Origin of the sequence: Streptomyces sp. CB02400 (genome assembly GCF_001905725.1) — a bacterium.
Lineage (GTDB): Bacteria > Actinomycetota > Actinomycetes > Streptomycetales > Streptomycetaceae > Streptomyces > Streptomyces atrovirens.
In genome coordinates this window covers 133,010-146,199 of record NZ_LIWB01000020.1, presented here as the reverse complement: position 1 = coordinate 146,199, position 13,190 = coordinate 133,010, and the positions used below count along the sequence as shown (strand labels likewise).

10 protein-coding genes are annotated in these 13,190 nt (G+C 72.4%); 5 read left to right on the top strand and 5 right to left on the bottom strand.

Annotated elements, in window-relative coordinates:
* Positions 1–632 precede the first annotated feature (632 nt).
* From AMK33_RS34240 to AMK33_RS34230, 3 genes are all read left to right on the top strand, one after another.
* A complete protein-coding gene (locus tag AMK33_RS34240; protein ID WP_073936925.1) occupies positions 633–1,400 on the top strand; it encodes a class I SAM-dependent methyltransferase in 768 nt (255 codons plus the stop codon).
* A 276-nt stretch (positions 1,401–1,676) separates the two neighbouring features.
* On the top strand, positions 1,677–3,305 hold the full coding sequence (locus AMK33_RS34235) for an alpha/beta hydrolase (RefSeq protein ID WP_235618276.1): 1,629 nt from the start codon (positions 1,677–1,679) through the stop codon (positions 3,303–3,305).
* 149 nt (positions 3,306–3,454) lie between these two features.
* Positions 3,455–3,652 carry a hypothetical protein gene (locus tag AMK33_RS34230; RefSeq protein WP_073936905.1) on the top strand — a complete coding sequence of 66 codons (198 nt, stop codon included), beginning with the start codon at positions 3,455–3,457 and terminating at the stop codon, positions 3,650–3,652.
* A 233-nt stretch (positions 3,653–3,885) separates the two neighbouring features.
* Here the strand turns inward: AMK33_RS34230 and AMK33_RS34225 are convergent, their stop codons facing one another.
* From AMK33_RS34225 to AMK33_RS34215, 3 genes are read right to left on the bottom strand one after another with little or no spacing between them, the layout of a single operon-like run.
* Positions 3,886–4,194 carry a hypothetical protein gene (locus AMK33_RS34225; protein ID WP_143203888.1) on the bottom strand — a complete coding sequence of 103 codons (309 nt, stop codon included), beginning with the start codon at positions 4,192–4,194 and terminating at the stop codon, positions 3,886–3,888.
* Between the two features lie 23 nt (positions 4,195–4,217).
* A complete protein-coding gene (locus AMK33_RS34220; protein ID WP_073936903.1) occupies positions 4,218–6,698 on the bottom strand; it encodes an ABC transporter permease in 2,481 nt (826 codons plus the stop codon).
* Positions 6,692–7,465: an ABC transporter ATP-binding protein gene (locus AMK33_RS34215; RefSeq protein ID WP_073936902.1), complete on the bottom strand. Its 774-nt coding sequence runs from the start codon at positions 7,463–7,465 to the stop codon at positions 6,692–6,694. Before AMK33_RS34215 ends, AMK33_RS34220 begins: the two co-directional genes overlap by 7 nt.
* A gap of 175 nt (positions 7,466–7,640) precedes the next feature.
* Between AMK33_RS34215 and AMK33_RS34210 the strand changes: the two genes are divergently transcribed.
* Entirely contained in the window at positions 7,641–8,279 is a 639-nt protein-coding gene (locus AMK33_RS34210) for a TetR/AcrR family transcriptional regulator (protein ID WP_073936901.1), read from the top strand.
* A gap of 285 nt (positions 8,280–8,564) precedes the next feature.
* Here the strand turns inward: AMK33_RS34210 and AMK33_RS34205 are convergent, their stop codons facing one another.
* Positions 8,565–9,716: a GlxA family transcriptional regulator gene (locus AMK33_RS34205; RefSeq protein WP_073936900.1), complete on the bottom strand. Its 1,152-nt coding sequence runs from the start codon at positions 9,714–9,716 to the stop codon at positions 8,565–8,567.
* A 70-nt stretch (positions 9,717–9,786) separates the two neighbouring features.
* On the opposite strand from AMK33_RS34205, the gene AMK33_RS34200 reads away from it, so the two are divergent.
* Positions 9,787–10,785, top strand: a complete 999-nt coding sequence (locus AMK33_RS34200; RefSeq protein WP_073936899.1) for an NADP-dependent oxidoreductase — start codon at positions 9,787–9,789, stop codon at positions 10,783–10,785.
* Between the two features lie 290 nt (positions 10,786–11,075).
* Here the strand turns inward: AMK33_RS34200 and AMK33_RS34195 are convergent, their stop codons facing one another.
* Positions 11,076–12,800 (bottom strand): VanW family protein, encoded by a 1,725-nt coding sequence (locus AMK33_RS34195; protein WP_073936898.1) that lies wholly within the window; start codon positions 12,798–12,800, stop codon positions 11,076–11,078.
* Positions 12,801–13,190: the final 390 nt, after the last annotated feature.

Below are 13,190 nucleotides of genomic sequence, written 5' to 3'. Positions count from 1 at the left end.
AATGCGGGCATCCAGTACACCAACGCCCTGACCGAGGGACCCGACGGGTTCGAGTCCACCTTCGCCGTCAACGTGCTCGCCGACCACCTGTTCGTACGACTGCTCCAGAACCGCTTCGTCGCTCCGGCCCGGACCGGAAATCCCCGGAGATCCTGGCCCGCAGGGGCGCCTTCCCCGCACCGCGGCGCACAGGCGCCGGGCGGGATCGACGCTGTCACCTACAACCCGGGGTTCGTCCCCGGCACCGGCCTTGCCCGCAACGCGGGACCCATGGCCCGTTTCGCGATGCGGCGCGTCCTGCCGGTGATGGTCCTCGCGCCGTTCGCCACCAGCCGTGGTGCCGCGGGCCGCTGCCTCGCCGACGTCGTTCTCGGCACGACCGGGGCGCCGACCGGATCCTATGCCGACCGCAGCCGTGCGACCCGCTCGCCGGAGGAGTCCTACGACCCGCAGCGCGAGCGCGAACTCCGGAACGGCGCCGAACGGTTCACCGCGACGCGGACTGCCCGACAGATCGAGCAGAGACCGATTGCCAGGCCTGGAGACAGTGAGGCTTTCGGCGCTGTGGCTCCAGGACGTCGGCCACGGACTCCGGGAACGAGGGACTCGTTCTTCGTGTCACGATGCTGGGCATGTCTGGTCGCGCGCTGAGTTTCGGAGTGGTGGCGGAAGCATACGAACGGTTCCGGCCGGGGTATCCCGTGGAGCTGTTCGACATGGTGATGGCATACGCGGGCCACCCGGTTCGGACCGCCCTCGAGATCGGCGCCGGGACAGGCAAGGCAACCCGCCTGTTCGCTCGGCGGGGGGTAACGGTGACCGCCACCGATCCTGACGGGTCCATGCTCGCCGAGTTGCGCAAGCACGTGCCGACGAACGTCAGGCCGTTGCAGGCTGCGTTCGAGGACTTGCGACCGGGCGAACGGTATGGGCTGGTCTACGCGGCAGCAGCGCTGCATTGGACGAACCCGGAGGGCCGGTGGCCGCGTATGGCCGCGCTGTTGGAACCGGGTGGCGTATTCGCCTCGTGCGGCGGACCATTTCGACTGGCCGACCCGGCTGTGGAGGAGGCTGTCCGCGCGGCGCGAGCGCCGTTCCTGGAGAGTGACGAGATTCCGTCGCCCGACGGGACGCCTCCGGGTCATGAGATGCAGTGGCCGGGTACGGAGCTGCAACGGTCCGAGTGGTTCACCGACGTTCGGCAGGCCGTGATCGAACGGCGTGTGACGATGAGCGCCCGCGACTACGTTGGTCATCTCTCCACCATCTCGGCCTATCTCGTCCTGCCGACCGCGGAGCGGGAGCAGGTGTTCGGCCGGATCACGCAGGTACTGCCGGACAGAGTCGGGATGGCCGCCGACATCACCGTCCATCTCGCGCGTCGGCGCCGCGAGGATTGATCACGACACCCCGCCCCCGGCGGCGGCCTCCCGGCGCTCAGGGTGCGACGGCCGGCTCCGGGACGCCATCTGGAGAGTGGGCCCTCGGGCACAGGTCGGGTGATGGCGGCGATCACCACCGTGAGCGTTTCCGGCCGATGTGGCTCGGCCATTCGGCTGCGGTTGCCTCGCACGTCGCGCCGCGTCGCGGTGTTGTCGAAACGGATGCGTGCCGAGGACCGGCGCAGTGGTGGCCTCGGGCGCTCAGCCATGGAGCCAGAGGGACGGAGTATGCCCATGCCCCCCATACGCGGACCCGTAGGCGGCCGCCGCCGTCGTCGTACCGCGGTCATCACGGCGTTGTTGACCTGCTCGACGATGGTGACCGGGCCGAACATCGCCTCGGCCGGCGGTGCCCCCACCGTGCCCGCCCCGCAGCTGGACTGGAGCCAGTGCGTACCAGGCAGCGAGTTCGACTGCGCGACCGCGAAGGTGCCGCTGGACTACGACGATCCACGGGGTCGCACCATCGAACTGGCAGTCGTCAGACGGAAGGCAACCGACCCCGGTCGGCGTATCGGCACCCTGTTCTTCAACCCCGGCGGCCCCGGCGGCCCCGGAACCGTGCAGATGCCACAGAACTACGAGTCCTTCCCACGCGAGGTGCGGGAGCGGTTCGACATCGTCAGCTGGGACCCCCGCGGAGTCGGCAACAGCACCGCGGTCGACTGCTTCGGGAGCCCCGAGGAAGCCGCCGACTGGAACGCGAACCATGCGGCGGGCTTCCCCGTGGGCGAAGAGGAGCGGGCGGCCTTCATCGCCGCGTACCAGGACCTGGCACGGCGCTGTGAGCAGCGTGCCCCCGAGCTCCTGCGCCATGTGTCGACCGCCGACACCGCCCGCGACCTCGACCGGCTCCGCCAGGCGGTGGGCGATCCGCACCTCACCTACCAGGGGATCTCCTACGGCACGATCCTGGGCGCCACCTACGCCAACCTGTTCCCCGGCAAGGTCCGCGCCATGGTCCTCGACAGCAACTGGGACCCGCAGGCCTGGACGAACCACGCCTCCGACGACGACCCCCGGCTCACGAGCTTCCTGCGCATGGGATCCGACCGCTCCGCGGCGGCGACCCTGGACCGGTTCCTCACCCTGTGCGGGTCCACCACCACCGCCCACTGCGCCTTCTCCGCCGGCAGCCCGAAAACCACCCGGGACAAGTTCGACCGGCTGATGCGGCGGCTCCGTGAGCAGCCCGTAGGCTCGTGGACCTATGCCGGCACGTTCGCCAGTGTGGTGAACAGCCTCTACGTCGTCCACCCGGGGTGGACGGAACTCGCCGGGAGACTGCAGGACCTGTGGCAGGGCCGCGTCGCGGAGCCGTCCCCGTTCCCGCCCCCACCACCGGTCCCGGATCCGAACCCGTACCTGGGCGAGGAACAGGGCGCTGCGGTGCTCTGCGGCGACAGCCCCAATCCGCGTGTCCCGGGCGTCTACCACGCCCTGGAGGAGGCCGCCGCCGCCCGCGCGGGCGACGCCGGACGCTTCTGGACCTGGGCCGGCGAGGGGTGCGCCACCTGGCCGACCGTGGCCGCCGACCGCTACCGCGGCCCGTGGAACAAACCGACGGCACACCCCGTCCTGGTGGTCGGCACCCGCTACGACCCTTCCACCCCCTACTCGGCCTCACAGGCCATGGCCGAGGAACTGGCCGACGCCCGCCTGCTCACCGTCGACGGACACGGGCACACCGCACTGCTCAACCCCAGCAGCTGCGTCCAGGACCACGAGAGCCGCTACTTGATCGACGGCACCCTTCCCCCGGTCGGAACAACGTGCCTACCGGACAGGCCCCCCTTCTCCGCACCCAAGCCCGGCGGCGGCGTCGCCACCGGCGGAGGCGGGACGGCCACCACCGTCACCTGACCGCGCGATGGCCTCCCGGTCCGGGCACCCGCCGCACTGGGAGCGTCTGGCGGGCCGAAACCCGTGAGCCGGCAGCCCCGGCTCGAGACTGCCGCTCCGGGTGGCACGTTCCGTACGCTGAATCCGTGTCAGGACACGGGGAGCCACGGATGGACGCGCCGACAGGGCTGATCGCGGGACGGTACCGCCTCCTGAGCAGGCTGGCCGAGGGCGGGACGGGCCAGGTGCGGCGGGCCCACGACGAGGTGCTGCGGGTCGACGTGGCGGTGAAGGCCGTACGACTGCCCGACGGAACGCCCCCTGCCGTGCGGGACGAGCTCGCGAAGGCCCGACTGGCCGAACAGTGATTCCCGTCGCGGCGAACCGGCCTCCGCCCCGTACTGCGGGTTCGGCAGCAGAGTGATGCGCAGGCGGCCCCGGGCGGTGGTACGGCTTCGTCACACCGCCCGAAGCGGATGGCGGCGCACGCGCAGGCTTCGCCGTGCCTCGACTTCCAGCCGTGATGGCGGACGGCGGCGACCCCCGGATCCCGGGAGCCGCCGCGGGGCACCGCATCCCAAAGGCCCGACGAGGCCTCGGCTCAGTAGTAGAGCCAGAGCCTGTAGTGGTTCGAGTTCGACGTGTCGACCCTGCAGTCGTAGTCGATCGCCCAACCGCTGGGCCCCACAGTGTTGGCCACGCCGGCGGCGAGGCATTCGAGGTACCAGTAGTACCGCTCGAAGGGACGCCACGAGGCCGGGACGGAAGCCGGTGACCACGAGGAATCCTCGCTCGCCTGCGTTGACACGGCCCCGGTGGCCGTGGTCGCGGGGGCGGCTGCTGCCGGCACGGTCAGGGCTCCGAGTGTGAGCGCGGTGCCGAGCGCCGCGCTCGCCAGAGCGTGACGCATACGCATGCCGTCTCGCGCGGCGCTCAACGGACCCAGCCGTCCCCGCCCGTGCGCAGGGCCGCCATCACGGGCACCACCGTGCCGGTCACCACCAGGAGTCCCGAAACACCCGTGACTGCGGCCACCGTCGCGTACGGGACCGACACCGGCGCGGCCGGGAACAACTGCCCGAGGGCGCCCACCAGTCCGATGAGGTTGACGCCGAAGGCGAGTAGCGCCAGTACCACCCCGACCGCCGCGACCAGCAAGGACTCGGCGACGAAGAACCACAGGGTCTGCCGGGGGGTTGCCCCGACCATACGGAGCGCGGTCATGTCATGGCGGCGGTCCGCGGTGACCATCAACAGGGTGTTCAGAATGGCCACGAAGCAGAACAGCACCACGATCACACCGGTGGCCCGCTGGCGGGTCTCGGTCAGCCGTTGGCCGAGGGCGGCCTCGGTGGCGATCAGTTCCCGCCGGCTCGTCAGCCGTGCCCCGCTCCCCTCGACCGCGGCCCGGACCGCAGCGAGCGCGGTCGCACGGTCGGTTCCGGGATCGAGGGCGAGGTAGGCACGACGGACCAGACCGTCACGGGCGAACAACCCTGTGTAGGCGAGCCGTTGCGGCAGGTAGGCGACATCCTCGCCGGGCAGGGCGGCATACGTGGCGGCCACGGTGAGGACGACGCGCCGGCCGTCCGCGAGCACTACCGGGATCCGGTCGCCGACCTTTCCGCCCCAGCGTTCGGCGACAGCCATGCTGTTGCCGTCCAGGTCGGCGAGCGACCCGCCGACGACCCTCAGCCGCGTCGTCCGGCGCAACGCCCCGGGATCAACGGCCAGCCCGTCGTTCTCCTCCAACCGTCCGTCGCCGTCCGGCAGACGGATCGTGGTGAGCACCGGCGCGGCCAGCCGTACGCCGTCGATGCCGGCCACCCGCCCCGCCACCTGTGCGCTGATGCCCGGTGTGCCGTCGGGCACCAGGGCATACGGTGCGCCGATCGTTTCGCGCAGCCCCTCGTTCCGTGCCGCCCCCAGTGAGTCGGTGGCCGTGAGCAGGGACAGGGCGAGACCGACCGTCAGCAGGACGGGAGCGGCGGTGGCCGCCGTACGACGGCGCGCGGTGAGCGCGCTCTGCCGCACCAGCAGGGCGACCGGCCCCGGCAGGCGGCGCAGCGGCCGCATCAGCGCCCGGACCACCGGACCCACGAGGAGGGGAGCGAGCAGGGCGGTGGCCACCACGGGCACGAGCAGGCTGACGACGTACACGGTGGGGGAGAGGACCGTGCGCGGTGCCATCAGTGCGATCCAGCCCGCCGTGCCCACCGCGCAGGCGAGCCCCACCCCGCCCAGCAGCATCCGCCCACGCCCCGGCGTGTCGTCGACCGCCGCCTCCCGCAACGCTTCCACGGGCTCGACGCGCGAGGCCCTGCGCGACGCCCCGACGGCTCCGCAGAGTGCCACGAGGACACCCGTGACGAACGCCGCGCCGGCCGGCGCCAGCACCTGCGGACGTGCCGACAGTTCCACCCGGAACCAAGGCGGTGCGATGTCCAGCGCGACGAGCAGGGCCGTCAGCCATCCGGTGCCCAGCAGACCCAGCAGGCCCCCTACCGCGGACGCGCAACAGCCCACCAGCAACGCCTCACCGCGGACCATGCGCCGCACCTGTCGGCCGGTGGCGCCCATGGCGCGCAGCAGAGCGATCTCCCGGTGACGCTGCACCACCGCGAAGGCGAAGGTCGACGCCACCACGAACACGGCGGTGGTACCCGCGACCGCGGCCATGACGGGCAGCAGGGTGAGAGTGTTGTCCAGCGCCTTCCGGTCGGTGCCCGCGTCGGCGTCCGCCCGGCGACGGTCCTGCCCGGTGAGTACTGCCGCGTCGTCGGCCACGGCCTCCCGTACCCGGCCGACGGGGCCCGTGGCCACCAGGGCGTCGATCCGCGGCGAGAGCCTGGCGGCCTCGGCCTCCGTGAAGAACACGGCCTTCTCCCAGGGGACCGGGGCCACGGTCCCCACCACGGTGCGCCGCTCCGGCCCGGCCGCCGTGAGCACGGTCACCTCCGCCCCCACACGTGCCCGGTCGGCCGGTACGACGATCTCGTGCGCGGCGCGCGGCGGGTGGCCGTCGCTCAGCCGGTACCCGCCGTAACGCGCCACCGGCCAGGGATGACCGACCTGGTCGTCGGGGCCGTCGGCCACCTGCGCGTAGAAGGACCGGTCCACCACCGTGTGCCCCGTGCCGGACACCTCCCGCACCAGTCGCGGCGGCAGTCCTCGTGACTCCGGCAGCGACCGCACCCCCAGATCGTGCCGGGCAGGGTCCCACCGCGGGTCGACGGGCAGGACGACGGCGGGGGCGCCGGCGAAGCGGCGCGGCGGACGGTCAGGGCTCTCGGCCGAGGCCGACAGCGCCACACCCAGCGCGGTGAGCTGGGCGACCGCCAGGACCACGGCCGTGAACGCCCCCAGGAACGACACCCATCGGGCACCCACCGTGCCCAGCGCCACCCTCAGCATCGCGCGGCCTCCGACACGGCCACGCCCCGCGTTCCGCCCAGCGCCGCCATCCGGGCGGCGACCGCCTCCGGAGCCGGGCCGTGCAGCTCCCCGGCGACGAGACCGTCGGCGAGGAACACCACCCGGTCGGCGAAGGCCGCGACCTGCGGATCGTGGGTGACCATGACCACCGTTCCCAGCCCGTGGCGGCCCGGCGTGTCCACCAGGTCCCGCAGGTCTCGCAGGAGTTCGCGCCCCGTGGCGAGGTCGAGGGCCCCGGTGGGCTCGTCCGCGAAGAGCACGGCGGGCCGGGTCACCAGGGCACGGGCCACGGCGACGCGTTGCTGCTGGCCGCCGGAGAGCTCGCCCGGACGGCTGCCGGCCCTGTCCGCCAGACCCACCCGCTCCAGCGCCCTCCGTATCTCCCCACGAGTCGGGCGCCGTCCGTCGAGTCGCAGCGGCAGTGCGATGTTCTGTTCCGCGGTGAGCGAGGGCAGCAGGTTGTACGCCTGGAAGACGAAACCCGTGGCCCTCCTGCGGTAGGCGGTTCGCGCCGTCTCGCCGAGCGACGAGATGTCCGTGCCGTCGAGGACGACGCGGCCGGCACTGGGCCGGTCCAGCCCCGCGGCGCACTGGAGCAGGGTGGACTTGCCCGACCCCGAGGGCCCCATGACCGCGGTGAAGCTCCCCCGGGTGAAACACAGGTCGAGCGGGCCGAGCACGGTCACCGCCGATCGCCCGGAACCGTATTGCCTGGACACGGCTTCGAGACGCACTGCTTCTTCCAACTCCGCCCCCTTGATGGATGTCCTTCCACGCCCCCTCCCGACCTTTGTGTACGCCGTCCACATTTGGTGGGCCGCGCCCGTCGAGGTGCGGGCGAGGGGAGGTGTCGTACAGTACCCCCAGTTGTGTACGCCGTCCACATCCCTCGGGAGACGGTCACAGGAACGAGGAGGACCGATGGCGACCCGGGACACCTACCGGCACGGGAACCTGCGGCAGGCGCTGATCGCGGCGGGCGTGGAACTCGCCCGCACCGGCGGCCCGGACGCGGTGGTCCTGAGGGAGGCCACCCGGCAGGCAGGTGTCGTGCCCAACGCCGCCTACCGCCACTTCGACGACCGCCGTGCCCTGCTGAGCGCGGTGTCCCAGGCCGCCCTGGCGGAACTCGCCCGTGCCATGGAGCTGCGGACGGCGGAAGAGGCCGACGAGCGACCGGAGGGGGACGAAGCCGGGGCGCAGGCCGTGGCCCGCGCGCGCCTGAGGGCCCTGGTCCGCGGCTACCTCTCGTTCGCACGGGCCGAACCCGGTCTGTTCCGCGCGGCGTTCGTGACCTCGGACCTGGAGAACACCGACACCGAGGCCGCGGCCGGAACCGGCGGCCGCACCGCCTTCCGGCTGCTGTCGGACGCCCTGGACGACCTGTCGGCCTGCGGCATGCTGCCCGTCGAACGCCGCCCGGGCGCCGAGTACTTCGTCTGGGCGGCCGTGCACGGCATGGCCGTACTCCTCATCGAGGGACCCCTGCGGGGCCTGCTCCCCGGTCAGGCGGAAGAGGCCGAGCAGAGGCTGCTGCGGGCCATCGAGCGAGGACTCTGACACCAGGGGCCGGGGGTTTCGGTGGGTGAGCTCACCGGCGCCGCCGTGGTGGCCGGCCGCGAGCGCGGCGCCGAGCGCCGACCACCGGTCCTGTACCGCTTCCGGCGCGGGCTGATCCCTCATGAGCCAGACCCGGTCGGCCGGCTCCGGGGTCACCCGTGGTCGGTCATCGTGTACCGACCCTTACGGAAGTCGGCTTCGCACCCGGCGAAAGGGTGGCCGGAGCGCGCTGTCAGAAGCCGAGCTCGGTGTTCCACCCGCGGGTCGGTACGGGTGCCTTGGGCGTCAGCGCATGGGACGGCCCGCCGTCCGTGAGGGCGGCAGGCCGGTGGAGCCTCTCTGCCCGGGTGCTGCCGGCGCACTGACGTCGCCCGCGGCCGCACCGGAGGCACGGAAGGTGCGCCGGTACGCCGACGGGGCGACCCCCGCCTCGGCCGCCAAGTGCCGCCGCAGCGAGGTCGCGGTGGCGAAGCCGACTTCGTGGGCGACCCGTTCCACCGGCAGGTCGCTGGTCTCCAGCAGCTGCCGCGCCCGCCGCAGCCGCTGCTGGACGAGCCAGCGGCCGGGGCTCAGACCGGTCTCCTCCCGGAAGCGCCGGGCGAAGGTACGGGTGCTCATCGCCGCGTGCCCGGCCAGCTCGTCCAGCGACAGAGGCAGTTGCAGCCGCTGCAGTGCCCAGTCGCGGGTCGGCCCGGTGCCGGTTCTGCTCGCCGGTGGCAGGGGCTGCTCGATGTACTGCGCCTGCCCGCCGTCCCGGTACGGCGGCACGACGCAGCGACGGGCGACCTGGTTGGCCACCTCGCTGCCGTGGTCCTGGCGCACCAGGTGCAGGCAGACGTCGACACCGCTCGCCGCCCCCGCGGAGGTCAGCACGTCACCGTGGTCGACGAAGAGCACGCCGGCGTCGAGCTCGACCCGGGGGAACAGTTCCTTGAAGTGGTCGGTCAGCGCCCAGTGGGTGGTGGCCCGGCGCCCGTCCAGGAGACCGGCGGCGGCCAGCAGGAAGGCGCCGGTGCAGATGGACACCAGACGGGTGCCGGGGCGGACGCGGGCCAGGGCGGCGAGGCCTTGCGGGTCCGGGGCGGTGACCGAGGCCCGGGAGATCGCGTACGGAGGGATGACCACGGTGTCTGCCTCCGCCAGCACCTCAGGGCCGTGCCCGGGGGTGACGGTGAGATCCGAGTCGGTGCGCACAGGCTGCCCGTCCACGCTCGCGGACAGCACCTCGTAGCGGCCGTCGGCGGAACCCAGGACCCGGTGCGGGATGCCGAGTTCGAAGGGATAGACGCCGTCGAGGGCGAGGACGACGACCTTGTGGGCGCCGGGCCGCGGGTCCGGACGCATCAGGCGGTCCAGTTCGGCCGTGCGCTCGGCGAGGCCACGGACCCGGGAGGGCCCGGCGGACGTGGAACGGACGGTGGGAGTCTCGACGGTCATGGCAGGAATGTATCGGAAGAAGACCTTCTTGCCATCGTGCCCGCCGTGACCGTACGGCCAGGATCGAGGCATGACCTCGACCGACATCCCTGAGAACCTCAGCTCCTCGGACCCCGCCGCCACGGGCGGCGCCCCCGTGATGCTCGCCCTGCACCAGACGGTCCTCGGCGGCCCCGAGGTACTGCGGCCGACCGAGCTTCCGCGGCCGACGCCCGGCCCCGGGGAGATCCTCGTCGCCGTGCACGCGGCCGGACTCAACCCCACGGACTTCAAGCACCGCGCCCTGAGTATTTTCCTGCCGCCCCCGCCGCTGACCCTAGGCTGGGACGTCTCCGGCACCGTGGTGGGGACCGGCTTCGGTGTCACCCTCTTCCGGCCAGGTGACGAGGTGTTCGGCATGCTGCCCTACCCGTACGGGGTCGGCTCCCATGCCGAGTACGTCACCGGCCCCACCCGCGCCTTCGCCGCCAAGCCCGCCGGGATCGACCACGTCCAGGCGGCCGCCCTGCCGCTGGCCGCGCTCACCGCCTGGCAAGCCCTCGTCGAAACCGCGGACCTCCGGGCCGGGCAGCGGGTGCTGATCCACGCCGCGGCCGGCGGTGTCGGTCATCTCGCCGTACAGATCGCCAAGGAGCGCGGCGCGCACGTCACCGGTACGGCGAGCGCCCCCAAGCACGACTTCCTGCGCGAACTCGGCGCGGATGCCTGTATCGACCACCGCTCCGAGGACTTCACCGACACCGACGAGCGCTACGACGTCGTCCTGGACGCCCTCGGCGGGGAGACCGCCACCCGTTCCGTGAGCGTGCTCCGTCCCGGTGGCGTCGTCGTCTCCCTGCTGCCGGGTGCCGAGGACACCCAGGCCGCGGCGGAGAAGGCACAGGTCCGCGCCGTCGGTCTCCTCGTCGAGCACGACCAGGCCGGGATGCGCGCCGTCGCCGAACTCGTCGACCGTGGCAAGCTCCGCGCCCACGTCTCCGGCACCTTCCCCCTCGCCGAAGGCGCCCGGGCCCACGCTCTGGGAGAGACGGGGCGCACCACGGGTAAGCTGGTGATCACCATGCGCTGATGGTGGTCATCGAGGGAGTTCCCGCGTCCCGGCGCACGTGGATCTCGACGATGCCGACCACCGGGCCGACACCCGGATGAGCTCGCCTTCGTCCGCCACATCGACGACGGCCATCACCCTTCGGCACCACCGAATGCGGGACAGAGCCCGATCTGCGGTCCCGCGTCTGTGGGCGTGAGCGGGGAATCCCTCGGGTGCGTGGCCTCGTGGCATCCGTGGGCCGGTCGGGGCGTACGGGCGGGCGAGGCCGGGACGATGTCCTGCCGGGCAGACCGATGGGGTGGCGTTCCTCAGGGCTGACGCGTGCTCGGCGTCTCTTCGCAGGTGATTTCGTCGCGTGGGGTGTAGTGGGTGCGGAACGGTTCCCGCTTCACTTCCCGGCCGTCGTCGTGGAAGACCCGCTCCACGGTGACGTCGAAGCCCTCGAGCGGGGTCTGCGGCACGCACTGTTCGTCGGTGCTCACCTTCGTCTCCGGCTGCTGCACGTCGGTGCGCGGCCCCTTGACCGACGTGATCTCGTCGTACTTCTTCGTGCCGAGGAAGCTGACGGTCAGCGAGGTGTCGGTGGACTCGGCCTGGATGTAGATGGCCTTGCCGGAGTCGTTGGTGAACCTCAGGTCCAGGCTGCCCCAGGCGACCGTCGCCTCGCGGCCCTCGGGGTAGCGCTCGATGTAGAAGGAGTGGGCGCCGTGCTCGACGGGCTTGACGCCCGCGAAGAACATCGCGTTGAAGACGGTCGTGGCCACGGCGGAGACACCGCCGCCGGGCGCCTTGGTGTACTGGTCGTCGTAGATCATGATGCCGTCGACGAAACCGTTGGCCTCGGTGCGTTCGCCGACGGTCCGGTTGAAGCTCCAGGTCTCGTTCGGCATGACGACGGAGCCGTTGATGAGTTCCACGGCCCGGCCGACGTTCGTCGTGCGGTAGGCGGCCGGTTCGAAGTCGACGGTGAAGGAGGACATCTTCTCGGTGAGCCCCAGCCGGGCCGCGTTCTCGCGGGTGACCTCCGGCTGGATCCGCCGGGTGGCCACCTCGCCGGTGCGGGCGGTGCCCGACTCGGTGAGCAGGGGCAGGACGGCCTTGCCCAGGGCCTTGTCGGTGACCTCCACGGCGGGTGTGGCGTCGGCGGTCACCACGGCCTTGTCGCCCTGGAGTGCCAGCCGTGCGTTCCGGGGCGTGGCGGGGAGGCCGTTCAGGGCGCCGGTCACCGCGGGGGCGGCGCGCAGGCCCTTGCTGTCGAGGTCCGGTGTGAGCCTGCCGGTGTCGTCCGGCCGCATGGTCAGGTACTCGCCGAGCACGGCCGGGGAGAGCGTGAACCGCTTGCCGCCCGCGGTGAGCGTGACCGGTGCCGACATCGCCGGCCGCGCGAACTCGCGCACCGCCCGTCGCGTCTCCTCCGCCGTGACCTTCGGCTTGGTCTCGCGTGCGGGCAGCACCGTGACCGAGTCCGTCGCGCCGCGCAGGAAGGAGGTGCGCAGTGAGCCGATCGCGGCGTCCACGTCCAGCGCGTACCCGGTGCGCGGCGCGGTCTGCTCGACACGGCCGCCTGCGAAGGAGACAGCGCCGTCGCGGACCTTCTGGTCGAGCGTCTTCGCCAGCTTCCCGAGGGTGGCACGGGCCTTGTCCTCATCGACTCGCAGGACCGGCTCGATGTCACCGCCCGAGCGGAACAGCCCGCCGATCACACTGACCGGATCGGCGCCGGTGGACGTCGCCCGGTCCAGGGTCTCCCGGATGTCGAAGGCGAGCCCCGCCTGCCGTGGATCGACCGCGCCCTCGCGGTCGCCGACCTGTACGGCCAGCTTCCGCGGGCCGGCCTCCGCCAGGTGCTGTTCCAGCTTCCGGGTGGCTTCCTCACGGGTCAGGCCCCCGATGTCCATGCCGCGCACCGTCGTACCCGCCTCGATCTCACCGCCGGTGAGCAGCAGCCCGGCGAGGTACAGGCCGCCGATGCCGACGGTCAGGGCACCGCCCGCCAGGGCGACGGGCGGGAGAGAGGCTATCCGGGGGCGCATGGGTCTCCTGAACGATCGATGTGATGTGCACCCGATATCGCGGCACTGCGTGCGAGAGCAGTTGGTCAGGCTACGCACGACCGGGCACCAAAGGGTATATCCAAGGTCACACCGGACGTTTTGGATCATCGGCCCGGGTGATGGGCTCGACGGCGTCCGGCATGCTCGGCGCCCGGCTCTCCCCGCGAACGGGCGGCCGCTCCGGGTGTCGCCCCCGCCCTGGGGCCCGCCCCGTGAATGATCTTTGGCATGCCGGACGACCGGGCCGGTGCCGTGGTGGCCACCGTCCGTGATGACCGTCGTCCGGCCGGCGGCCTGCTTCACGCCGGCCGTCGTTTCGGGAGCCGGCCGAAGTCGGCGCGGTCGCGCGGCCGTTCACTCCCTCGTGCG

Coding starts and splice junctions, on each gene's coding strand:
- AMK33_RS34240 (WP_073936925.1), top strand. CDS start 633: ATGTCTGGTCGCGCGCTGAGTTTCGGAGTGGTGGCGGAAGCATACGAA.
- AMK33_RS34235 (WP_235618276.1), top strand. CDS start 1,677: ATGCCCCCCATACGCGGACCCGTAGGCGGCCGCCGCCGTCGTCGTACC.
- AMK33_RS34230 (WP_073936905.1), top strand. CDS start 3,455: ATGGACGCGCCGACAGGGCTGATCGCGGGACGGTACCGCCTCCTGAGC.
- AMK33_RS34225 (WP_143203888.1), bottom strand. CDS start 4,194: ATGCGTCACGCTCTGGCGAGCGCGGCGCTCGGCACCGCGCTCACACTC.
- AMK33_RS34220 (WP_073936903.1), bottom strand. CDS start 6,698: ATGCTGAGGGTGGCGCTGGGCACGGTGGGTGCCCGATGGGTGTCGTTC.
- AMK33_RS34210 (WP_073936901.1), top strand. CDS start 7,641: ATGGCGACCCGGGACACCTACCGGCACGGGAACCTGCGGCAGGCGCTG.
- AMK33_RS34205 (WP_073936900.1), bottom strand. CDS start 9,716: ATGACCGTCGAGACTCCCACCGTCCGTTCCACGTCCGCCGGGCCCTCC.
- AMK33_RS34200 (WP_073936899.1), top strand. CDS start 9,787: ATGACCTCGACCGACATCCCTGAGAACCTCAGCTCCTCGGACCCCGCC.
- AMK33_RS34195 (WP_073936898.1), bottom strand. CDS start 12,800: ATGCGCCCCCGGATAGCCTCTCTCCCGCCCGTCGCCCTGGCGGGCGGT.